Source organism: Vibrio sp. SSH13-20, from assembly GCF_040104475.1.
Classification (GTDB): Bacteria; Pseudomonadota; Gammaproteobacteria; order Enterobacterales; family Vibrionaceae; genus Vibrio; species Vibrio harveyi.
In genome coordinates this window covers 148,881-169,780 of sequence record NZ_JBECOU010000004.1, presented here as the reverse complement: position 1 = coordinate 169,780, position 20,900 = coordinate 148,881, and the positions used below count along the sequence as shown (strand labels likewise).

General features: G+C 45.7%; 24 protein-coding genes. 16 read left to right on the top strand and 8 right to left on the bottom strand.

Annotation, left to right across the window (positions count from 1 at the left end; translation table 11 throughout):
• Positions 1-8: 8 nt before the first annotated feature.
• Positions 9-926 carry a LysR family transcriptional regulator gene (locus ABMY42_RS12820; protein ID WP_349266382.1) on the bottom strand — a complete coding sequence of 306 codons (918 nt, stop codon included), beginning with the start codon at positions 924-926 and terminating at the stop codon, positions 9-11.
• Positions 927-1,074: 148 nt separating this feature from the next.
• On the opposite strand from ABMY42_RS12820, the gene ABMY42_RS12815 reads away from it, so the two are divergent.
• Positions 1,075-1,965, top strand: a complete 891-nt coding sequence (locus ABMY42_RS12815) for an alpha/beta hydrolase (RefSeq protein ID WP_005453194.1) — start codon at positions 1,075-1,077, stop codon at positions 1,963-1,965.
• A gap of 44 nt (positions 1,966-2,009) precedes the next feature.
• On the opposite strand, the gene yidZ is transcribed toward ABMY42_RS12815, so the two are convergent.
• Together yidZ and ABMY42_RS12805 are read right to left on the bottom strand one after the other, a co-directional pair.
• On the bottom strand, positions 2,010-2,981 hold the full coding sequence (gene yidZ, locus ABMY42_RS12810; RefSeq protein ID WP_349266381.1) for an HTH-type transcriptional regulator YidZ: 972 nt from the start codon (positions 2,979-2,981) through the stop codon (positions 2,010-2,012).
• On the bottom strand, positions 2,956-4,146 hold the full coding sequence (locus ABMY42_RS12805; protein ID WP_349266380.1) for an MFS transporter: 1,191 nt from the start codon (positions 4,144-4,146) through the stop codon (positions 2,956-2,958). Before ABMY42_RS12805 ends, yidZ begins: the two co-directional genes overlap by 26 nt.
• Positions 4,147-4,278: 132 nt before the next feature.
• On the opposite strand from ABMY42_RS12805, the gene ABMY42_RS12800 reads away from it, so the two are divergent.
• Both ABMY42_RS12800 and ABMY42_RS12795 read left to right on the top strand, forming a co-directional pair.
• On the top strand, positions 4,279-4,749 hold the full coding sequence (locus ABMY42_RS12800; RefSeq protein WP_069687840.1) for a GNAT family N-acetyltransferase: 471 nt from the start codon (positions 4,279-4,281) through the stop codon (positions 4,747-4,749).
• 91 nt (positions 4,750-4,840) lie between these two features.
• Positions 4,841-5,299: a GNAT family N-acetyltransferase gene (locus tag ABMY42_RS12795; RefSeq protein ID WP_009697975.1), complete on the top strand. Its 459-nt coding sequence runs from the start codon at positions 4,841-4,843 to the stop codon at positions 5,297-5,299.
• Between the two features lie 26 nt (positions 5,300-5,325).
• Here ABMY42_RS12795 and ABMY42_RS12790 read toward each other — a convergent pair whose 3' ends face one another.
• On the bottom strand, positions 5,326-5,838 hold the full coding sequence (locus ABMY42_RS12790) for a DUF2799 domain-containing protein (protein WP_050907231.1): 513 nt from the start codon (positions 5,836-5,838) through the stop codon (positions 5,326-5,328).
• A 261-nt stretch (positions 5,839-6,099) separates the two neighbouring features.
• Here ABMY42_RS12790 and ABMY42_RS12785 point away from each other — a divergent pair, with 261 nt between their 5' ends.
• The 5 genes from ABMY42_RS12785 (at position 6,100) to ABMY42_RS12765 (ending at position 10,214) form a co-directional block, all read left to right on the top strand.
• Entirely contained in the window at positions 6,100-6,810 is a 711-nt protein-coding gene (locus ABMY42_RS12785; RefSeq protein WP_349266379.1) for a response regulator, read from the top strand.
• Entirely contained in the window at positions 6,810-8,252 is a 1,443-nt protein-coding gene (gene creC, locus ABMY42_RS12780) for a two-component system sensor histidine kinase CreC (protein ID WP_349266503.1), read from the top strand. The genes ABMY42_RS12785 and creC overlap by 1 nt, the downstream gene beginning before the upstream one ends.
• Positions 8,253-8,327: 75 nt before the next feature.
• On the top strand, positions 8,328-9,668 hold the full coding sequence (gene creD, locus ABMY42_RS12775) for a cell envelope integrity protein CreD (RefSeq protein ID WP_349266378.1): 1,341 nt from the start codon (positions 8,328-8,330) through the stop codon (positions 9,666-9,668).
• Entirely contained in the window at positions 9,655-10,083 is a 429-nt protein-coding gene (locus ABMY42_RS12770; protein ID WP_349266377.1) for a DUF2809 domain-containing protein, read from the top strand. Before creD ends, ABMY42_RS12770 begins: the two co-directional genes overlap by 14 nt.
• The gene (locus ABMY42_RS12765; protein ID WP_009697969.1) at positions 10,080-10,214 is read left to right on the top strand and encodes a hypothetical protein; all 135 of its coding nucleotides are present in this window, start codon (positions 10,080-10,082) and stop codon (positions 10,212-10,214) included. The genes ABMY42_RS12770 and ABMY42_RS12765 overlap by 4 nt, the downstream gene beginning before the upstream one ends.
• A 116-nt stretch (positions 10,215-10,330) precedes the next feature.
• Here ABMY42_RS12765 and ABMY42_RS12760 read toward each other — a convergent pair whose 3' ends face one another.
• On the bottom strand, positions 10,331-11,005 hold the full coding sequence (locus tag ABMY42_RS12760; RefSeq protein ID WP_349266376.1) for a fructose-6-phosphate aldolase: 675 nt from the start codon (positions 11,003-11,005) through the stop codon (positions 10,331-10,333).
• Between the two features lie 254 nt (positions 11,006-11,259).
• Here ABMY42_RS12760 and ABMY42_RS12755 point away from each other — a divergent pair, with 254 nt between their 5' ends.
• Entirely contained in the window at positions 11,260-12,201 is a 942-nt protein-coding gene (locus tag ABMY42_RS12755) for a glycyl-radical enzyme activating protein (RefSeq protein WP_349266375.1), read from the top strand.
• A gap of 2 nt (positions 12,202-12,203) precedes the next feature.
• Entirely contained in the window at positions 12,204-14,627 is a 2,424-nt protein-coding gene (locus ABMY42_RS12750; protein ID WP_349266374.1) for a formate C-acetyltransferase/glycerol dehydratase family glycyl radical enzyme, read from the top strand.
• Between the two features lie 144 nt (positions 14,628-14,771).
• Here ABMY42_RS12750 and ABMY42_RS12745 read toward each other — a convergent pair whose 3' ends face one another.
• A complete protein-coding gene (locus tag ABMY42_RS12745) occupies positions 14,772-15,677 on the bottom strand; it encodes an AraC family transcriptional regulator (RefSeq protein ID WP_349266373.1) in 906 nt (301 codons plus the stop codon).
• Between the two features lie 191 nt (positions 15,678-15,868).
• On the opposite strand from ABMY42_RS12745, the gene ABMY42_RS12740 reads away from it, so the two are divergent.
• The 6 genes from ABMY42_RS12740 to ABMY42_RS12715 all read left to right on the top strand — a co-directional run bounded on the left by ABMY42_RS12740 (position 15,869) and on the right by ABMY42_RS12715 (position 19,570).
• Positions 15,869-16,843: an alpha/beta fold hydrolase gene (locus tag ABMY42_RS12740; protein WP_349266372.1), complete on the top strand. Its 975-nt coding sequence runs from the start codon at positions 15,869-15,871 to the stop codon at positions 16,841-16,843.
• Positions 16,844-16,854: 11 nt separating this feature from the next.
• On the top strand, positions 16,855-17,403 hold the full coding sequence (locus tag ABMY42_RS12735) for a nuclear transport factor 2 family protein (RefSeq protein ID WP_050907223.1): 549 nt from the start codon (positions 16,855-16,857) through the stop codon (positions 17,401-17,403).
• A 141-nt stretch (positions 17,404-17,544) separates the two neighbouring features.
• The gene (locus ABMY42_RS12730; protein ID WP_005453130.1) at positions 17,545-17,874 is read left to right on the top strand and encodes a hypothetical protein; all 330 of its coding nucleotides are present in this window, start codon (positions 17,545-17,547) and stop codon (positions 17,872-17,874) included.
• Between the two features lie 30 nt (positions 17,875-17,904).
• Positions 17,905-18,369 (top strand): NUDIX domain-containing protein, encoded by a 465-nt coding sequence (locus ABMY42_RS12725; protein WP_047514244.1) that lies wholly within the window; start codon positions 17,905-17,907, stop codon positions 18,367-18,369.
• A 144-nt stretch (positions 18,370-18,513) separates the two neighbouring features.
• Positions 18,514-18,981, top strand: coding sequence for an Sbal_3080 family lipoprotein (locus ABMY42_RS12720; protein ID WP_009697960.1), 468 nt, complete (start codon positions 18,514-18,516; stop codon positions 18,979-18,981).
• Between the two features lie 94 nt (positions 18,982-19,075).
• A complete protein-coding gene (locus tag ABMY42_RS12715) occupies positions 19,076-19,570 on the top strand; it encodes a GNAT family N-acetyltransferase (RefSeq protein WP_050907222.1) in 495 nt (164 codons plus the stop codon).
• A gap of 75 nt (positions 19,571-19,645) precedes the next feature.
• On the opposite strand, the gene cydX is transcribed toward ABMY42_RS12715, so the two are convergent.
• Both cydX and cydB read right to left on the bottom strand, forming a co-directional pair.
• On the bottom strand, positions 19,646-19,753 hold the full coding sequence (cydX, locus tag ABMY42_RS12710) for a cytochrome bd-I oxidase subunit CydX (protein WP_069687832.1): 108 nt from the start codon (positions 19,751-19,753) through the stop codon (positions 19,646-19,648).
• 10 nt (positions 19,754-19,763) lie between these two features.
• Positions 19,764-20,900 (bottom strand): cytochrome d ubiquinol oxidase subunit II, encoded by a 1,137-nt coding sequence (cydB, locus tag ABMY42_RS12705; RefSeq protein WP_029788296.1) that lies wholly within the window; start codon positions 20,898-20,900, stop codon positions 19,764-19,766.

The window sequence follows — 20,900 nt, the reverse complement described above, 5'->3', positions numbered from 1 at the left end:
AACCGAGCTTAGCTTGAATGTTCGCCCTCAATTCTGAACTGTTTATAGTGTTCTTCGAATCGGTCGCTTATCCAGTCCATAAGCATTTTGACTCTTGGTAGTTGATATTTGACTGGCGGACAGACGAGCGAAAGTAAGGTTTTTTCTGACCATTCCGGGAGCACCTCGATAAGTCTTCCGGATGCCAAATCAGCATGGCAGTACACATCGGTTAGTCGCGTTACCCCTAGTCCAGAAGCCGCCGCGTGCCGCATGGTCCTGCCAGTAGCCGCTTTAATACCTTGCCCTACATTGATAATGCGCTGTTCTTTGTGATTTTTCATAATCCAATGATCAACACTGCCATGAATCAAAGGCAAGGCTTTAAGATCTTCTGGGACGAGGATGTTCGGGTGTCGTTCCAGAAAATCTGGACTTGCGACATAGTGCGTGCGAAGTGTGGTGAGTCGGCGCGCGATGAGAGTGGAGTCTGGCATTTCGCCGACACGGAGGACTAAGTCGTAGCTATCTTCAATAAGATCAACGCGATGTTTTGAGAAATCGAGCTCTACTTCTACGTTCGGGTAGGCGGATTGAAAACTCATCACCAATGGTGCAATGAGCTCTTCGCCAATCGGTCCTCCGACAGAATTCATGTGGATCCGACCCTTAATTTCGCTGGTGGTTTGCTGTGCCCACTCTGCGGCGGCATCCAGTTGTAGCATTGCTTCTTTGCACTTGCGAAAGTAGCCATCGCCAATTTCAGTAAGGCGAAGCTGACGTGTGGTTCTATAAAGCAATTGAACACCTAGCGAGGACTCTAATTCACTCACGAGCTGACTCACGTTTGCCTTTGATGCGCCCATCGCTTCGGCTGCGGAGGTAAAGCTTCCACATTCCGCCACATAAATAAACGCTCGAATACCTCGCCAAGATAGATTGTTCATGTAAACCTAACAGTGTTTTCATAATGCCTATATATATCTGAATAATAGCGCTCCTTATACTGGTTTAAAAGAGAGGAGCAGAGTACAAATGTTTGTGAATGCTCGTCTCTATCGTCTAAAAAACCGTTAACTATAGAGAGTGAATCGAGTGACAGTAACAAGATATGAGGCTTCATTTTTCAGCAATGGCAACCGACTTGCAGCGGAAATTCATCGTCCATCTGTAGTGGAGAATCCTTTACCCGCGGTTTTGATTGCAGCGCCACAGGCGGGTGTGAAAGAGCAGACGGTAAGAATCTACGCCGAGAAAATTGCTGCCAAGGGATTTGTGGTATTAACGTTTGACCATGCCAGTTTTGGCGCGAGTGAAGGTGCACCAAGATTTCATGAGAACCCATACAGTAAAGCGGAAGATTGCCGCAATGGGGTCACTTATTTACGTTCTTTAACGTATGTGAACAACGAGCAAATCCATGGGTTAGGTGTTTGTTCTGGCGGCGGGTATTTAGCTCATGCCGTTGCGACAGATAGACGCGTAAAATCACTTGCGACTGTGAGTGCTTACTTTGACCACCGAGGTTTTTATCACAACGTAATTGGTCGAGAGGGTTTGTTAGATTTACTGCTTAAAGGTAATGAAGCGAGAGAACGTTATCTTGCTACTGGGCAGATTGATTTTCTGCCTCATGCACCAACTGAAGACAGTGAGGAAATGCCACGTCTGTTTAGAGAGTTCTACCAGTACTACATGACAGAGCGCGGAGCAAAAGGCTTATACGAAAGCAAGTTTTTGCCTTGGTCTTATGAGACGTTGGCTAACTTTTCTGCGTTGGATATTGCTGCAAACCTGACACCGACACCACTGCTGATGATTGTCGGTACAGAAGCGGATTCCGCATACGAAAGTGAGCAAATGTTTGATGCGGCTTCGCAGCCTAAACAATTGATTAGAATTGAAGGTGCGAATCACATTGGGCTCTATGACGAAGACGAATACGTTGATCAAGCTGTTGAGCAGATCATTGAGTTTTTTAGCTAATCACACCATTAGAAGAAAAAGGGGCGAGAATATCGCCCCTTTTGCTATTTATCGATGTCACTGGAACAACCATAAAGTGACTTAATGGTATTTCGTAACCACACCAGTTTTGGGTTGTACGCATTACGTTTGTGCCAAATCATGGTGAACGGGATCAGCAGTTTATCTTGTTGAGTTTGTTCCAATGGAATGGGTAGACACACCAAATCTGGGTGTAGTTTCTTGGTGTAACTTTCACAGTATTGCGGTGCGGTGGTCAGCATATTGTGGTGTGGCTGTGCGGCCATAAATAGAGACTGCTCAAAGCTCGACATGGTTAAGCCAATTGAGCGCTGTAAGCCCAGTTCACTCAATACTTCATCCAATGCCCATGTTTCACTCTTTTCCCAAACAATATTGATGTGTTGATAGCTCAAAAAGGTCTCAAGATTCCATTCCTGCTTCAAAGCAGGGTGATCTTTGTGCAGGTACACCATAGGTAGGTCTGAGAACAGCACTTCAAAATCGAGGAAGTAAGGGAGCAGGTCGAGTGACTCTTTCGAGCGGGGATGGCTCTCTCTTCCGGTAAAGCCGATGTCTGCTTCTCCACGCACAATCGCATCGAGTGAATCATAATCCCAATTACTGGTTTTGACTTTAGCATCCGGGTAACGCTGGTGGATTGCGATAAGAAGCTCATCAAGAATCGTCAGCACTAACGGGGATTCAATGGTCAGATCAAAGCGTACGCCTTTTGGTGCTATATCGCTGCGTTTTTCCGCAATTTGGCTGCCAATTTGTAGCCATTCCGCCAGATCTTGCTCCATGCTTTGTGCTAACGGAGTCGGCGCTAATCCTTTCGGTGTTTTGACAAACAGAGGATCATCAAACCAGTCACGAAGCTTATTGAGCGATTTACTTACCGTTGACGGCGTAACGTTTAATTTCTTCGACGCTTTGGAAACACTCTGCTCTTGCAGCAGCAATTGCAGAGTGAACAATAAGTTGAGATCAAGACGGACTAGTGATTTCTTCATAGTGGCTTTCATGAGCAGGCTTAGGAATAAATAGTATTAGAGCCAAGCTGATTACGCCACCTATTGCTAAGATAAACACCAACATATTCAGCGCATTAACGCCAATCAATCCCATGAACCAGATGTAGATCGCAGAGCAACACACTTGAGCGATGCCCAGCAATGAGCTTGCTACACCTGCACGTTGAGAGAATGGGCTGAGCGCTTGACTCATGGCCACGCCAAAGCCAATCGAGAAGCCAGCGCAAATCAGCCCAAATCCGAATAAGTAAAATTGGATTCCCCATTGGTCTAGATGCGCAAAACCAATCACCATCGCAGCACTGACAAGCACGGTTTGCGACGTCAGCATCAGTGTACGTTGTTTAAAATAAGACAAAGCCAATGGCGCAGAAAAAGAGGTGAGCATACTGACGAGTGCCGTGCCTGCCATGACAGAAGAATAGCCACCACGATCAAAACCAAGTTCGCCCATCACCAGCATTGGAGAGACATTCACGTAGGTGAGAATGGTGGTCACGCCAATGGCAGTAATGATGAGTCGGCTAATAAAAAAGCGCTCACAGAAGGTTTCTTGGTTAGAAGCTGAAGCGGCGCTTTGTTGTGGTATTACGTTAGGTTTTGATTCTTTGAGCACCAAGGTTGAAAGCAAACAAACCACCACACCCATGCCTGCCATTGTGGTGAACAGGCTTGGCCAAGGGAATTTGAGCATAATGAGATGGCCAACAACGGGGGCGATGACAGGAATGATGCAGGTAATGCCGTTGAGCATAGATAGTACCTTCGCGCGACGTTTGTCATCCAACGTGTCGCGAAGAATGGCAAAAGCAACCACATAGCAAGAGCCAGCTCCAATACCTTGGGTAAATCGAGCAATTAAAAACGTCGTGGACTGCTCAGCCATGCTACCAAGTAGTGATGCTGCAATGAAGATCGCAGCGCCAACCATAGCAACAGGTTTTCGACCAATGGAGTCGGCGATCTTTCCTGCAAACAACATAGTCGTTGCCATACCGGCAAGGTAGATAGAGAACGCAATGTGTAACTGTGATTCACTGGCGCTTAAATCCGCGGCAATTTGAGGCAAACCTACAAGGTAAAGATCAATCGCGGTAGGATAGAGTAATACAAGGGAAAAACTACAAAGCAAAAAACGGAACATGGCAACCTCACTAACAATTGGTGAGGATCATAATGTGTGAAACGTTTGCCAGCGAGTGGGAATTGCGACCGTAGGTATTTCCATTTACGACATACCCTGTATGAAATGGGTATAAAAACAGCAAGGATGATTATGATTACCATTGAAAAGTACACGCCATGTCGTCATGAGCAAACCCTTGAGCTGCAAGTCTTGGAAGATCAAGCTCAGTTTACGGTTGAGAATATTGGTCAGCGATTGGAAAGTCTTAAACCGACAGAGCTGCCTCATTTGATCCTTGAAGATGATCGTGTGGTCGGGTTCTTTTTATTTGATGCTGCGTACAGTGAAGATTATGACTTTTGCCCTCAAAGAAGTTTAGGTGTTCGCTCATTACTGGTGGATCATCGCCATCAAGGCAAAGGTATTGCGAAGCAAGCCATTGGTTTGTTTAGGGACTTTGTTAAGTTGCACTATCCAACATTTGAATTTCTCTACCTAACGGTTAATTGTCGAAACGTCCCCGCCTATCAGTGTTACCTAAAGGCGGGTTTTGAAGATACTAATGAGCTTTATCATGGTGGACCAGTTGGACCTCAGCACATCATGCGACAGGAATTGTAAAGAAGAACAAAGCAATAGATTGTACCTACTAAAATTTTGCAATAAATTTGATGCAACTGAATGAATAACCACGAACTCTCAAGGGCGATATGTGAAAATTGAAGTCGACAATTTAGAAAGAACAGCCGTAATCGCATTACTAGAAGAACATCTACAAGACATGTATGCCACATCGCCGCCAGAGAGTGTGCATGCGTTAGATTTAGCTAAGCTCAAAGCGCCAGAAGTGACATTTTGGACCGGATGGAAGGATGAGCAACTGCTTGGGTGTGCAGCGATTAAAGAGCTGGATGATCAACATGCTGAGCTTAAATCCATGCGCACCACGCCAGCGGCAAGAAACCAAGGTGTGGCGTCTCAATTATTGATTCATGTGATTGAGCAAGCGAAGCAAAAAGGTTTGCAGCGCTTAAGTTTAGAAACTGGCTCGATGGAATTTTTTAAACCTGCGCGCCTGTTGTATGAAAAGCATGGCTTTGTGTATTGCGATCCGTTTGGTGACTACGAACTCGATCCAAATAGCCAGTTTATGACCCTAGAATTGAGCTAGGGTCATTGATTGATAGTGAATTGAAATTAGAAGTTCAAATTGAAATTGATGGTTGGCGACAAGAGGTTTGAACGTTCGTCAGCCAATCGCTTTCTCTTCTCTTTTAAGCGTTTAGCGTTGTCTTTATCTGGGTTGTTATCCAGTTGATTATCGATGATAGAAATTTCATTATCGATCTCTTGGATGCGCTGTTGGCGTTGGTACTCTTGATGGCCTAACTGATAGTTTTCAATGAACTGTTTATTGCTACACACACCATAATATTCTTTCCCTTCAATACCGACGGTATAGCCATTGTCTGGTGAGCAGTAAAGAATCGTGCCTTTATCAAAGCCTTCTTTCCACTGTTCTCGATCTGGAGTGACACCCGCTTCACCACAGTCTTCAGCGTAGCTGTTAATGATGCTCGGATTGTTACCTTCCTGCCCATCTTTGTAGCCTACTCTGTACCAGTCTGCTGTCTTACACTCATCTGGAGACATGCTGGTGCAACCAGAGAGCAAAGTGAGTACTGCTAGGGGGATTAGCGCTCTTTTCATCAGTTACTGTCCTTTAAACAAAATCGAATTGATATGGTTGAGTGTAAAATGAACACTGTTCATATCAATAGTTGAAATCATTGTATTCGCAATTGTAGTGAGTCATCAGTATCAGTGATAAGTTCAATTCGCTGAATGAATTCGAGTTTGATTAATATTGTTCACGGATTTTGCCTTTGTTGTATCAATTCGATAGCCTTTGCATCAAAGTAGACACGCAACAACGACATTAAGATAAATATAGTCAATGAGGTTTAGACATTGAGTGACCAATCAACCGTTGTCATTATCGAGGATGAATCTGCTATTGCCGACAACTTGATTCATGTATTGGAGTTGGATGGCTACCACGTAGAGTGGTTTGCAACGGCAGGAGAAGGTTTCGCTTTTTTGCAGCACAATACCGCGGCTTTGCTTGTATTGGATGTTGGCTTGCCAGACGGCAACGGATTTGAGCTTTGCAAAGCTATCCGTGAGTTTTCTGATATTCCAATTATCTTTCTCACCGCAAGAAGCGATGAAATTGACCGTGTAGTGGGCTTGGAGATTGGCGCGGATGATTACGTGACTAAGCCATTTAGTCCGCGTGAAATGTTGGCGCGCATCAAGTTACGAATCAAATCCAAAGCACCGATGGTGGAACATAAACCAGAACCAACATTAACCATAGAGCAATCTCAATTTAGTCACGATTTGGTTGCGCAGAACTTTGATTATGGTGTCGGTGGACAAATGCTTGGGTTAACAGCGGTGGAATTTAAGATCCTCGATAAGCTGATTTCCGTCTCTTCCAATGTATTGAGTCGAGAGCAACTTATGATCGCGGCAGACATGGCACCAGAGGCTGCATATGAGCGTAATATCGATACCCATATCAAAGCGATTCGCCATAAGTTGAAGCCGTTTGAGATGTCTGAACGCATCTGTACCAAACGTGGCTTTGGTTACTTTTACTGCATTAAAGGTGAATGATGAATCGTTGGCCGAAGATCCCACTTGGACTCAGACTGTTTTTTCTCTACTTCATCTTAGTCGGAATGACGGCTTACATGGTGAGCAAAACTGTCGTCCAAGAACTTAAGCCAACCGTGCGCCAAACCACCGAAGAGACGCTGGTGGATATGGCGAACTTGCTCGCGGTATTGGCAGAAGAGGACGTTGCAAACGGAAAGTTGTCTGAGAGTCGCTTCTCCAAACTATTAGCGGCTTATGGGCAGCGAGAACCTCAAGCGCGAATTTGGGAAATTGGCAAAAAAGCGATTAACCATCGAATTTACATCACCGATAAACAAGGGGTTGTGATTGCGGATTCTTGGCAGCAAGACGTAGGCAAAGACTACTCGCAATGGAACGATGTTTATCTCACGTTGCGCGGTCAATACGGTGCGCGCAGTACCATCGAAGACCCGAAAGATCCGCTCTCAACCGTTATGCACGTTGCTGCGCCCATTTACCACAGAGGCGAAATCATTGGCAGCGTGACGGTGGCAAAATCCAATCGCTCAGTACAACCCTTCATCGATCTGTCTAAACGCAATGTGTTGTTTTGGATGGTGTGGATGAGTGGTTTAGTGCTTTTGGCTGGGGCGTTGTTTGCTTGGCGAATTCACTCGGCACTGAACAAGCTAGAAGACTACGCGACCAAAATGGGTGAGGGCGAAAAGGTTTCTAAGCCAACATTTCGTATCTTTTATGAGTACGGCACGCTAAGCGACGCATTGGAGAAAATGCGCAACCAGCTCGATGGTAAACAGTATGTGGAAGAGTACGTACAGACGCTGACTCATGAGCTGAAAAGCCCGTTGTCAGCGATTAAAGGCGCGAGTGAAATATTGCAAATGCCGTTGCCTGAAGAAAAGGTCACGCGCTTTGCTGGCAACATTGAGCGAGAAAGCGACCGCATGCAGTCATTGATTGATAAGTTGCTAGAACTTGCTCGCCTTGAAAAGCGCCCTGAACTAGAACAAGTCGAAGCTATCTCGCTAAAACAAATGGTCAATGAAGTGGTTGAATCGGCGGATGCGCGCTTGAGTGCAAAATCGGTGATTGCCAACATCCAAATTGATGACCATCTCGCTGTGCTTGGTGATGCCTTCTTACTGAAACAAGCCGTTTTTAACCTGATGGACAATGCGCTGGATTTTGTTGATTCAGAGGGATGCATTGAATGGAAAGCTGAGGTCGCGAAAGAGAAAGTGTGCCTGTCGATTTTCAATTCAGGTCCTCACATTCCCGACTATGCAATGCCTCGTTTAACCGAGCGCTTCTACTCCCTCGCTCGGGAAAATGGTGTTAAGAGCACTGGGCTCGGGCTGAATTTTGTTGAGCAAGTGATCAAGCTGCACAAGGGTAAGTTGCAAGTCGAAAACGTCGATTCTGGCGTGAAAGTGACCCTGATTTTACCAACTCCATAGAAACTCCACATTAGCTCCATTCGTTCTCCAAATTGCTGATTTAGATTACTCCCATCAGCAAATGGAGAATGAAACATGAAAAAGATCCTCAATAACCAACTCGGCACGAAGTTCGCCTTCGTGCTGTTTTTGTTTGTCTTACTGCAAATCCCGCTTTCAATGGTCACAGGGCTGATCTCAGAGCGCTCATATCGCCAAGATGAAGTCAGAAACGACATCGCACGCAGCAGCAGCGGCGAACAGCGCATCATTGGTCCATTCATCATGGTTAACTACACCGAAACCAGTTACCGAGATGACAAAGTACAGATTAAAGAGCGTCGTAAATTTCTTTTACCTAGCACTTTTGATATGAGCGCGAATCTGGACAGTTTTGAAAAGTACCGAGGCATTTACCGCGCGCGTTTATACAAAGCACAAGTGGCACTGAAAGGCACTTTTGATGCAGACGATCTCGCGGCGTTGCAGGGGCTTGATATTGACAACATGAGCCTAGTCGTTGGCATTGAAGACAGCCGTGGATTGATTCGTTTGGATGACATGACCATGGCGAGCTCTGATATCGAAGTCGCACCGGGAACGGGGTTAAATCAGTTACCACAAGGCTTCCACAGTGATCTGACACTTGCAGACCTAAACCCAGCACAACCTTTGGCATTCGATCTTAACTTCTTGCTACAAGGGATGGGACAGCTTCAAGTCACACCAATTGGCAGTCAAACAACAGTGGAGCTCTCTTCAACTTGGGCACATCCAAGCTTTATCGGTGATTACTTACCGGTGTCATCAGAAGTATCTGAAGATGGATTTAAAGCACAATGGGCGAGCAACAACTTCTCTACCAATATCGCGCAACTGTTCCAAAGCTGTTTGTCATCGAATCACGCTTGTCACGAGCTTGAACAGCGACAAATGGGCGTAGATTTGATTGATCCCGTGGACCACTATTTGAAATCTCACCGAGCTGTGAACTATTCACTGTTGGTTATCACATTAGTATTTGCGAGTTTCTTCTTACTGGAGCTGTTCCAAGCGCGTCCGGTTCACCCAGTGCAATATGGCTTTATTGGTCTGGCTTTAGCGCTTTTCTATCTATTGCTGATTTCGATGAGTGAACATCTGGGCTTTAACTGGGCGTATGTGGTGTCAGCAGTCGCATCGACGGGGCTTTTAAGTGTGTACGTGAGCGGTATGTTGAGCAACACCAAGCACGGCGCGATATTCGGGGCGTGTTTGCTCACTCTCTACGGATTACTGTTTGGCTTGCTACAAGCAGAAAGCTACGCATTGGTTATGGGGGCATTGCTGTGTTTCGCGATTTTGAGCTTCACTATGGTTATTACACGCAACATCGACTGGTACGCACGAAATAAGAAAGCAGAAGAAAGTGCAAAGGCGAATCATGAAAATGTTTAAACGAGCAATTCTCACTGGGCAGCCAAGCAATATGGTTGAAGAGTCGTCTGCTATCCACCTGCGATTTTCTGCAAAAAATGGACTGAAAAGCTTGGTGTGTTTTATCGCATTGGTCGTTATTGCGCTCTATATTCGAGACAGCTTTATTCGTCCGACATTTGGTGATGTTCTGGTTGTGGTTTGGCTCTACTACTTTCTTGCAAGCTTGTTCTCCATGCCCGTTAACTGGCTGGTTTCACTGGTGGTGTTGATTGCGTTTGCTGTCGAGTTGGGGCAATTGCTTCAGGTCGTAGCTTGGCTTGGTATCGAACCTTCATCGCCTCTGGCTGTAATTTTGGGCGCCACATTTGATTGGAAAGATCTGCTGGCTTATAGCATCGGAGGTCTACTGTGTTGTTGGATGGAAAAGAAATGAAAACCGAGATGAAAGCCATTGCGCTACCAGACCGACTTCGCCATTCCAAACGAGGTATTCGTAAGAGGCTCAAAATCAGTTTACTCAAGCGCGTGTACCTTTGGTCACTGACCAATAGAGAACTGCTGTAAACCTCACCTCTTTATATGAAATACAAAAGGGAATCTTAAACTCACCGGCGCACAGGGTGAGTTAAGATTCCCTTATTAATAGACCCCTAACTAAGACGTCTAGCTTCTACTTTTAATCAGCTTTCAAATGAAAGTTTATCGCCGAACGTCTCTTTCCAGTCTTTATCGAACTGCTCAACCGCCGGTTTTACTGCTGGATGTGCGAACATTTGTGCCGCCACATCGGTTGGCAATGTAATGGCTTCGATGCCTAGTTTCATCACCTCCATCGCTTGTTGAGTGTTTTTGAAACTGGCTGCCAAAATCTTCGCTGGTAGTTGGTTTTGATCGAGCAACAATTGAAGATCCGCGACCACTTCAACACCATTGCCGTTCATCGCATCAATGCGGTTTACGTAAGGCGCTAGGTAGTCAGCACCGCACAGTGCCGCTAGGAAACCTTGTTGAGCTGAATAGATAGCAGTAGCAAGAACCTGAATTCCCTCTTTTTTCATTAGCTTAATTGCTGCCAAGCCGGTTTCTGTTGCTGGCACTTTTACCACCATATCGTAAGGCAATTCATTCAATTGGCGTGCTTCTGCCACCATGCCTTCGACGGTTGAACTCACGACTTGAGCGTGAAAGCGAGGTGTACCGTCAAGTGCTTCTTGCATGCCTGCTAGGGTTTCATTCAGTCCCTGTTTTGACTTCGCCAAAATGCTTGGGTTTGTCGTCACGCCTTTTAGCGGTAGGCACTGGTTAAAGCGTTTTACTTCTGCCACATCAGCAGTATCTAAATAAAGTTCAATCATGGTTTCGACCTTAAACAAAATCTTCGTTTTGATGATGGGATCACTATAGATCTGACAATCGAACGAGATCTTGATTTTGATCAATTGAAATTTCATTTGAAACTATAATAATTTCATTAAATGAAAGTTAAGTGAAACTTGTAAACGCTCAAATGAAGCTTTCAGTTCGAACAAAGAAAAGCCGCTGATAAGACTTAACCAGTAAGAAACGAATTAGGTACACAGCGGTAGCACAGACCAAGAGGCAAGCAGAGATGTATTTCAATATCCAACGATTCTCTACCCATGATGGCGATGGCATTCGTTCCATTCTTTTTCTTAAAGGATGCAGCTTGTCTTGCCCTTGGTGTCAAAACCCAGAAAGCCGCAGCGAAAAGCATTCACTGTTGTTTGATCAGCGAAGCTGTATGGAAGGTTGCCAACTGTGCGTTTTTGCTTATCAAGCCACAACTCAATCTACAGCGGATAGTGAAACGGTAGGTGATGGTATTCAATGTATCGACAACCAGATCATCATCAATCGCAAAACCATCAAAGAAGACCAACTGATCGCGCTGCGAAACGTCTGTCCTACGCAAGCACTGACCGTCTGCGGTGAAGATGCAAAATCAGACATGCTGTTCGACACCTTAATGAAAGACAAACCTTTCTATGACCAAAGCCAAGGTGGCGTGACCTTCTCGGGTGGTGAGCCACTCATGCAAGCGGATTTAGTGGCAGAACTCGCACAGCGTCTGCATGACAACCAAGTCTCTACCGCTATTGAATCGTGCATGCATGTGCCGTGGAAGAACGTCGAAAAAGCCGCGCCGCATATTGATTGCTGGTTGGCGGATTTAAAACACACCGACGAAGAAAAGTTTCTTAGCTGGGCGAAAGGTTCACTAAAACGCATCAAAGACAATTTCCGAAAACTGGCACCTATCGCGAAACGCATTGTGATTCGCGTTCCAGTGGTGCCGGGGTTCAATGACACCATCGAAGAGTTGAAAGACATCATCGATTTTGCGGCTTCACTAGAAAGCTGCCAAGAACTTCACTTGCTGCCGTACCACACGCTCGGCATCAATAAATACCGTTTGCTCGATATGCCTTACGAGTGTTCTGACAAGCCATTAAACAAACCAGAACTGCTAGAAAGCGCCATGCAATACGCAAGCGAAAACACCCAACTTAACGTGATTGTAAGAGGTTAACTATGGACCTGAATTACCTTCCTGAGCGTATCAAAGCGCACAAATCGGCACTGGTAAATATCGTAACGCCACCTGTCTGTACCGAGCGTGCAGAGGCATACACTCGTGCTTATCAAGCAAACGAAGACAAACCTGTAATTGTCCAACGTGCGCTAGCACTGCAAGAGCACTTACGCACTCGTACGATTTGGATTAAACACGATGAGCTAATCGTCGGTAACCAAGCGAGCAAAGTACGTGCTGCGCCTATTTTCCCAGAATACACAGTGCGTTGGATTGAAGCGGAAATTGATGAGCTAGCCGATCGCCCAGGTGCAGGCTTTGCTGTTACTGAAGAAGATAAGCAAAGAATCCACAGCATCACACCGTACTGGCGCGGTAAAACCGTTCAAGACCGTTGTTATGGTTTGTTTACTGATGAGCAGCAAGAAATCTTAGCCAGCACCATCATTAAAGCTGAAGGCAACATGACTTCGGGTGACGCGCACCTTGCAGTGGATAACGAGAAAATCTTGAAGCTAGGCATGAACGGCTTGTTAGAGGATGTTCGTCAGCACTGTGCTAACAATGATGTTTCGACCTTTGAAGGCTTGAAGAAAGAGCAGTTCTATAAATCAGTCGAAATCGTACTGCTTGCGATTCAAGATCACATGGTGAGCTACGCTGAATTAGCAGCAAAAATGGCGTTAGAAGAGACGCGCCCGCTGCGCAAAGCTGAGTTAGAAAGCATTGCGGCAAACTGTCGTCATGTAGCAAGCCACGCACCAGAAAACTTCTGGCAAGCACTGCAATTGAGCTACTTTGTTCAATTGATGCTACAAATCGAATCGAACGGTCACTCGGTTTCTTTCGGTCGTATGGACCAATTCCTCAACGAGTTTTATGTTCGCGATGTCGAAAACGGCGCGATTGAAAAAGACTTTGCACTAGAGTTGCTACAAAGCTGCTGGTTGAAGTTGCTTGAAGTTAACAAGATTCGCTCTGGTGCGCACTCGAAAGCATCGGCAGGTTCTCCGCTGTACCAAAACGTGTGTATCGGCGGTCAGAAGTTGAATGAAAAGGGTGAGCCTGAAGACGCAGTGAATCCCCTTTCTTGGGCGATTCTGGAATCTTGTGGTCAGTTACGTTCGACGCAACCTAACTTGAGTGTGCGTTACCACGAAGGTTTGAACCAAGAGTTCTTAATGGGTTGTATCGAAGTGATTAAATGCGGCTTCGGCATGCCTGCGTTCAACAACGATGAGATTGTTATTCCTGAATTCATCAAGCTCGGCGTAGAGAAAGAAGACGCTTACAACTACGCATCTATCGGCTGTATCGAGACGGCGGTTCCGGGCAAATGGGGTTACCGTTGTACGGGCATGAGCTTCATTAACTTCGCTCGTATCCTGCTCGCTTCATTGAACGAAGGTGTGGATGCAACAACGGGTAAAGCCTTCTTGCCGCACGATAAGTCATTAGCAAAAGGTAACTTTGAGAACTTTGAGCAAGTGACGGCTTCTTGGGCAGAGCAAATCCGCTACTACACCCGTAAATCGATTGAGATTGATACGGTAGTCGACAGTGTGCTTGAACAGCAGGCACAAGACATCTTCTGTTCAACGCTGGTGGATGACTGTTTGGCTCGCGGTAAAACCGTGAAAGAAGGTGGCGCGAAATACGATTGGGTATCTGGTTTGCAAGTCGGTATCGCAAACTTGGGTAACAGCCTAGCCGCCATCAAGCACCTTGTTTTCGATGACGCGCAAATCACTCAGCCAGAGCTGGCAAAAGCATTGGCAGAAGATTTCGACGGCATGGAGAACGAACAGCTTCGCCAACGTCTTATCAACTTTGCACCAAAATACGGTAACGATGACGACGCGGTAGACCAACTGCTCGCAGACGCGTACCAAGTGTACATTGATGAGCTAGAGCAGTTCGTTAATACGCGTCATGGTCGTGGTCCAATTGGCGGCGGTTACTACGCAGGTACATCAAGTATCTCGGCAAACGTCCCGTTCGGCGCTTCAACCATGGCAACGCCAGATGGTCGTAAAGCGAAAACACCACTGGCAGAAGGTGCAAGCCCGTCGTCTGGGTCAGACCGTTTAGGTCCAACGGCAGTGTACAACTCGGTCGGTAAAATCCAAGCGAATAAGATCCTTGGTGGCGTGCTGCTTAACCAGAAGTTAAGCCCGGCAGCGGTTGAGTCTGAAGGGGATAAGCTCAAGCTTTCTATGTTGATTCGTACCTTCTTCAACCACCACAAAGGTTGGCACGTGCAGTATAACATTGTCTCTCGTGAGACCTTGCTAGCTGCGAAGAAGAACCCAGAGCAATATCGTGATCTTGTTGTACGAGTTGCAGGCTACTCAGCCTTCTTCACCGCGCTATCACCAGATGCTCAAGACGACATCATCGCACGTACCGAGCACGAGCTGTAAGTACACTCACTAAGTAAAACAAAAGGCACCGATTGGTGCCTTTTGTTTTTTGGTATGAGTTTATTTACCCATATGCTTGTGGCGCATTTTACCGCAAGATCGACTGCGCCATTTGTAATGGAAGAAAATTAGCGAGTTTTAAGATTAGCTTTCTTGTTGTTTAACGAATTGTCCCGGTGTCATACCGAAATGGTTTTTGAACGCTCGAGTAAAGTGGGATTGATCATTAAAGCCAAGCTCGTGCGCCGTTAAAGCAATATTGACTGAGCCAGAAGAGAGCGCCACTCGTGCTTGCTCTAAACGTTTATTCATCAGGTACTGATAAGGCGTTACGCCGATGAGCTTTTTGAACTCCCTCAGAAAGTAAAACTTACTGCAACCGAGCAAGTCTGCGAGATCATCGACCGAGATGTTGTTGCCGATGTTTTCTTCGATGTATTGGTCAATCTTATCGACTTGGTGTTGGTCGAATTTAGAGGCTGCAAGCTGGTTGTTCTTAAGGTCAAAGTAGTTGGAGTAGTTTTGGATATAGTGGGTTGCCAGGAGTGAAACCAAGTTGTTGAGGTAGGTTTTGCCATTTCGTCCTTTGGCTTTCGCTTCCAACATAAACAGCTCAATGATGCCTTTGATGGTTTCATCCAACACGTTGTAGTTGCTCAAAAATTGCAGCTCAATTCCCTCTAAATTAAGCGGGCAGTGTGAGAAAAACTCTTGTTCTTCAATCGCTAAAATCACGAAGTAACAAGGCTCTGCCACATCATGGGTAAACGGGGTTTTAGGCGGATTAATCCAAATATTGCCTGGGCTGGTTTTTAGATCAGCGAACGTGCCATCTTTTTCGACGCTCCAGTTCAAATCTTTTTCTAGTGCCAATGCAAAGTAGAAGTATGGGGTGTAGACATTCTTTGGATAGAAATAAGGGGACGTGCCTTTTTCTACCAATACGCCCGACCAATCTAATCCATGGTTTGAAAACTCAATATCCAGCACGTCGCCACAGCTTGATAGCGCATTAGATTCAGAGTCATAAAACTTTAGCTCGGACTTCATTTTCTTTCCTTTGTTCTCTTCCACTTGCTAGCTGAAATTAGCCGAGTTTTGCACATTTCGTCAACTCATTGAGGGGGCAATAAAGTACAAAAACTTGGGCAGGAATGTTCAATCTTCTCTCGCGGTGCAGCGCTAATCTATACCCAAGTTAGCCGGACAGCTTAGGCAAAACATAAGACAGAGAGGATGCCATGTTTAAGAAATCGCTTTTACTACTATTAGGTAGTTTGCCGTTCACCACCTTTGCTCACTCAGTTTCTGCAAATGACAACAACACGAACCTAGCTTTAGAGGACACCACCATGAAACACATCGAACTCAATACTCAAGTTGGTCAATTAGCTGCAAACCTTTACCTACCAAAAGGTGCGAAGAATGCCCCAGTTGTTATCGTGACGGGCGCGTGGACAACAGTGAAAGAGCAGATGCCGGCGGTTTATGCCCAAGCATTGGCAGAGCGAGGTTACGCGGCATTGACGTTTGATTTCCGTGGTTGGGGTGAAAGCAAAGACCAAGTGATGTACTTAGAAGATCCTGCGCGTAAAACCGCAGACATTCGCGCAGTGATTGAAGCGGTGAGTCAACTCGATGGCGTTGATGCATCACGCATCGGTGGTTTGGGTATCTGTGCATCGGCGGGCTACATGCTAGATGCGGTTGCCGGTAATGACAAAGTAAATGCAGCGGCAGTGGTTGCTCCTTGGTTGCACGATAAAGCGATGGCGACTGAAATTTATGGTGGCGAAGAAAGCGCGAAAAACTTACTCGCAGCAGCGGAAGAAGCAGCGCGCTCAGCGACTCCCGTTTACATTGAAGCGGCAAGCACAACCAATGAGAACGCACTGATGTTCCAAGCGCCTTACTACACAGAGACAGACCGCGGTTTGATTCCGGAATATGACAACCAATACAACGTTGCATCATGGGCTGGTTGGTTGAACTACGACGCTCAAGCAAGCGCAGCAACACAAGATAAACCAGTGCTAATGGTGGCATCTGAAGCCATGGCTCTGCCTGCTGGTGCGCATCGTTACATCGAGAATGCCGGTAGCAACGTTAACGCAGTATGGCTATACGACATCAATCAATTCGATTTCTATGACCAACCAGAAGCGGTAAAACTGGCTGTCGATGAAGTTGTAGAGCACTTCGAAGCGAACCTATAAGGAGTCACGTGATGAAGCTTAAACAACTGTGGTTGCTGTTTATCGGAGTGATTGCCATGAATGTGAATGCTCAAACCATGTCTTTGGACGAAGCGAAAATTCGTAGCAACATTAACAGCTTCTCGGCTTTGGCAGACCAAGGCGCATTTGAATACTTAGGTCGATTGTTCGCTCCAGAATTGACGGTGGATTACACCACGCTATTTGGCGGCGAAGCTCAACAAGTTAAACGCCAAGATTTAATGCAGCAGTGGGCGGGATTCCTGCCTGGGTTTGATGCGACATTCCATGACTTGAGTAATCTGAACGTCTCTATTGATGGCGATAAGGCGAGTGCGACAGTGGATTTCACCGCAAGTCATTGGCTCGGTGAAGAAGGTTTCTGGGCGGTTTCGGGTGAATACGAGTTTGGTTTGCAACGAGCAGGTGATAACTGGCAAATCACTTCAGTGACACTGAATCGAAAAGCAGAGCAAGGCAGCCGAAATATCTTGGCAGACGCGCCTAAGCATGCGGCGCAGAACCTAAAAGCACGCGAAGCACTGAAAGTGACGTACTAATAAACGCGTCAGAGCGTCACAAAGGCACCAACTGGTGCCTTTTTCTATTTGAGCTGTATCGTGTTTAGTTGCATAACTGATTGATTAATTGAGTGGTTTAAATAGGGTGGGAGAAAATTAAAAAGAAGGGTAGAAGAACGGATGTTTTTACTCATCGCAATACTTGCAGGGGTAGCGGCGTTAATTTGGTTTTATCGAGAAGGGCAAGTCATTGGCTTGAACCGGATCCTCGGCATACTTTATTTTATTACTTACGCTGTGGTGTATTTGTACATTCCACCATTTCTCGAAATGGGGCATCAATACATTGGCAAAACTTACGAGTTGATCCCCATTGCCTGCCTTTATGGCATTTTGCACCCAGATCCTGAGGAAGCAACGACTGAACAGAAGGCGATAAGCTTTTTTTCATGGTGTGGCTTGATCTTTATCAGCTGTTTCTTGTTGTATTTCAAAATGAATGTCTGGTGAGAAACTAAACACTAAGTTCAAGGAAGATAAATGAGTGCCAGTCACTACCTAAAAGGGCTACGCAGCAAAGTTGGTAATCAAGTATTAATGATCCCAGGTGTTGCTGCGGTGATCCTCAATCAAAACAACCAACTTCTGTTGCAAAAGAAATCTGATGGCAGTTGGAGCTTACCAGCAGGCATGATTGAACCAGGTGAGTCACCTTCGCAAGCTGTGATTCGAGAAGTAAGAGAAGAAACCGGACTCGCGGTTGAAGTTGAACGTGTGCTCGGTGTTTTCGGTGGAGAAGGATTTGGTTTTACTTATCCAAACGGCGACCCAGTCGAATACACAGTTGTCTTGTTAAAGTGTCTGCAAACGGGACACTTTGAAGAACAACTAGATGACGAGACTAGCGAGCTAGCTTGGTTCTCGAAATCAGATATGCCGACACTTGCTTTGCCTTATCCTCTTGAGTGCTTATTTGCAGAAAACATCGAGCCATTAGTTTCGTAATAATCATCGAACTAGAATGTATTTATCCTGTTGATTTTGTGAGAAAGATTATTGAGGCATTGAATTAAAACTGTCAGTATCCAACATTCGATGCTGATTATTCATTTGGCGTCATTGGTTGTTATTTATAAGCAGAGAAAAAATATGTTTAAAAAAGCTCTAGTTCTAGCTCTTCCTGTTGTATTAGCAGGTTGTTCCGCACCTAAATATACGGCTGAGCCGATTGCGCAGTCGAATCAAAGCAAAGAAATCACCATCGTAAAAGATAATGCGACAAGAGCAGTGTTCTTAGATTCTTTGCAAGAATGGTGCTTAGACACTGCGCGTAAATGTACAGTGGTCAGTGATGGCACTGCACCTAAGGCAGATGAACTGACGCTAACCTATGTGTCTCGCTGGAGTTGGGACTTTAGAACCTTTATTGCGGATGCAAAGATTAACGCTTATAAAAATGACCAGAAAGTTGGTCAAGTTGAATTTAAAGCACCAAACAATGGTAATTTGGACAAATTTGGTACAGATACCAAGCGTATCGAGTCGATGATTAAGATCCTATTTGGAGAGCAGACAATTAGCGATGCTCAACAGAAAATTAAATCTGGTGAAATCTAAATACATAGCTTAAGAACATAATGAAAGCTCAAAAGTAATGTCCTTCTTTTGAGCTTTATTTTTTGTGATATTTAAGCCTGAAAGATGGTGCTATATGGAAATAGTTAAAGCCAATCTCAGCCATTTTGAAGCGTTTGAGCAGTATGTTGAAAAGTGTGCTCTGGCGGGAATGGAAATGTACATCATCGCCCAAAGCGACAGTGAAGCGTTGCTGAAAAAACGAATTGGATACGCGAAAGGCGAAGGCTTGCCGGAAGGTTGGACGCCGTCTTCGACATACTTCTGTATCGAGGAAGGGGTGATACTTGGTTCGATTCGGGTTCGTGATGGTAATAACGACTACCTTGAAAATGTGATTGGGCACATTGGTTACGAAACTGCGCCTGATGTTCAACGTAAAGGCATCGCCACATTCATGTTGAATTGGGTGAAAGCCGAGGTTATAGAAGACAGCGCTATCGTTACTTGTGATGTGAACAATACCGCATCAAAACGCGTGATCGAAAAAGCGGGTGGCGAGTTCCTCAATACATTCTATTCAGAGCAAGATAAATACGAAGTGCGCCGCTATCGATTGTCGGCAGAGTAAGCTCATTGAGATGAACAAACGCCCTCGTGAATGAGGGCGTTTGTTATTGAGAATGTTCCATTATGAAGTGAGAAATTAGAACTCTTCCTCTTCAAAGCGTCCTGCGTTCTCTAGCCATAAACCATTAATGACGCCAAAGGCGCAGGCGAGTAATACGCCAAGTACCCAACACATGTACCACATACTTGCCTCCTTAATAGAGCGATGAGCTGTTGCTGCGGATGTAGTTGTTATCCAAACGTCCGAACATTTTGTAATAACACCATGCGGTGTAGCCCAAAATCACAGGAACAACGATGATGGCAACGATAGAGATAATGCCAAGCGTTTTCTCACTCGATGTCGCATCCCATAACGTTAAGCTGTGTGATGGGTTGATGCTTGATGGCATGATCATCGGGAACAAGGTGACGCCTGCGGTTAAGATGATGCAAGCAATCGCAATGCTCGACATAGTAAACGCCACTCCAGCACGGCGAGAGACTGTTGCCCAAAAGCACACGAGTAAGCTGGTTACCGCAGTGAACGGAATCAGCCAAAGTTGTGGCATTTCGCTGAAGTTATGCAATAAGTCACCTGCAATACTCACCACTTGTTTGTTGAGTGGGTTTGAAATGCCATCTTTTAGCATCGCGCCGATGATGATGTAACCTGATTGCGATGCCGCAAACAAACCACCGAACATAAACAACATCATGGTTGCACCCGCACCCCACAACGTAATGTTTTGAGCTCGTGCACGTAGATCATGTTTTGTCTTCATTTGAAGGAAAGCAGCACCTTGCGTCACCACCATGGTCAAACTCACCAAGCCACACAGAATTGGGAATGGAGTGAGCAAGTCAAAGAACCCACCTTGATAATCGAGCATCAGCAAGTTGTTTAACTCGAACGGTACGCCAACCAACAAGTTACCGAAGCCAACCCCAAAGATAATCGGTGGAATCACACCGCTGATGAACAAGGCGACATCACACACATTGCGCCATTGCGGATTATCGATTTTAGCTCGGTAATCCATACCAATAGGGCGCAACCAAAGGGATGCGAGTACCAAGAGCATGGCAATATAGAATCCGGAGAACGCTGCGGCGTATACCAAGGGCCATATCGCGAAGATGGCACCGCCAGCGGTGATCAGCCAAACTTGGTTGCCGTCCCAGTGCGGCGCGATAGCGTTAAGCATTACGCGGCGCTCTAGGTTCTTTTTCCCCATAACAGGGAGCAGCGCGGCTACCCCCATATCGAATCCGTCGGTGATGGTAAAACCAATCAACAGCACACCAACGATCGCCCAAGTAAATAGGCGTAGGTTTTCGTAATCAAACAT

What these genes read in the sequence shown, in the direction of transcription:
- ABMY42_RS12765 (WP_009697969.1), top strand. Translation starts at nt 10,080, where the DNA reads ATGAAAACCGAGATGAAAGCCATTGCGCTACCAGACCGACTTCGCCAT.
- ABMY42_RS12735 (WP_050907223.1), top strand. Translation starts at nt 16,855, where the DNA reads ATGAAGCTTAAACAACTGTGGTTGCTGTTTATCGGAGTGATTGCCATG.
- ABMY42_RS12760 (WP_349266376.1), bottom strand. Translation starts at nt 11,005, where the DNA reads ATGATTGAACTTTATTTAGATACTGCTGATGTGGCAGAAGTAAAACGC.
- ABMY42_RS12755 (WP_349266375.1), top strand. Translation starts at nt 11,260, where the DNA reads ATGTATTTCAATATCCAACGATTCTCTACCCATGATGGCGATGGCATT.
- ABMY42_RS12720 (WP_009697960.1), top strand. Translation starts at nt 18,514, where the DNA reads ATGTTTAAAAAAGCTCTAGTTCTAGCTCTTCCTGTTGTATTAGCAGGT.
- yidZ (WP_349266381.1), bottom strand. Translation starts at nt 2,981, where the DNA reads ATGAAGAAATCACTAGTCCGTCTTGATCTCAACTTATTGTTCACTCTG.
- cydX (WP_069687832.1), bottom strand. Translation starts at nt 19,753, where the DNA reads ATGTGGTACATGTGTTGGGTACTTGGCGTATTACTCGCCTGCGCCTTT.
- ABMY42_RS12725 (WP_047514244.1), top strand. Translation starts at nt 17,905, where the DNA reads ATGAGTGCCAGTCACTACCTAAAAGGGCTACGCAGCAAAGTTGGTAAT.
- ABMY42_RS12805 (WP_349266380.1), bottom strand. Translation starts at nt 4,146, where the DNA reads ATGTTCCGTTTTTTGCTTTGTAGTTTTTCCCTTGTATTACTCTATCCT.
- ABMY42_RS12730 (WP_005453130.1), top strand. Translation starts at nt 17,545, where the DNA reads ATGTTTTTACTCATCGCAATACTTGCAGGGGTAGCGGCGTTAATTTGG.
- creD (WP_349266378.1), top strand. Translation starts at nt 8,328, where the DNA reads ATGAAAAAGATCCTCAATAACCAACTCGGCACGAAGTTCGCCTTCGTG.
- ABMY42_RS12750 (WP_349266374.1), top strand. Translation starts at nt 12,204, where the DNA reads ATGGACCTGAATTACCTTCCTGAGCGTATCAAAGCGCACAAATCGGCA.
- creC (WP_349266503.1), top strand. Translation starts at nt 6,810, where the DNA reads ATGAATCGTTGGCCGAAGATCCCACTTGGACTCAGACTGTTTTTTCTC.
- ABMY42_RS12820 (WP_349266382.1), bottom strand. Translation starts at nt 926, where the DNA reads ATGAACAATCTATCTTGGCGAGGTATTCGAGCGTTTATTTATGTGGCG.
- ABMY42_RS12745 (WP_349266373.1), bottom strand. Translation starts at nt 15,677, where the DNA reads ATGAAGTCCGAGCTAAAGTTTTATGACTCTGAATCTAATGCGCTATCA.
- ABMY42_RS12740 (WP_349266372.1), top strand. Translation starts at nt 15,869, where the DNA reads ATGTTTAAGAAATCGCTTTTACTACTATTAGGTAGTTTGCCGTTCACC.
- ABMY42_RS12770 (WP_349266377.1), top strand. Translation starts at nt 9,655, where the DNA reads ATGAAAATGTTTAAACGAGCAATTCTCACTGGGCAGCCAAGCAATATG.
- ABMY42_RS12715 (WP_050907222.1), top strand. Translation starts at nt 19,076, where the DNA reads ATGGAAATAGTTAAAGCCAATCTCAGCCATTTTGAAGCGTTTGAGCAG.
- ABMY42_RS12800 (WP_069687840.1), top strand. Translation starts at nt 4,279, where the DNA reads ATGATTACCATTGAAAAGTACACGCCATGTCGTCATGAGCAAACCCTT.
- ABMY42_RS12790 (WP_050907231.1), bottom strand. Translation starts at nt 5,838, where the DNA reads ATGAAAAGAGCGCTAATCCCCCTAGCAGTACTCACTTTGCTCTCTGGT.
- cydB (WP_029788296.1), bottom strand. Translation starts at nt 20,900, where the DNA reads ATGTTTGATTACGAAAACCTACGCCTATTTACTTGGGCGATCGTTGGT.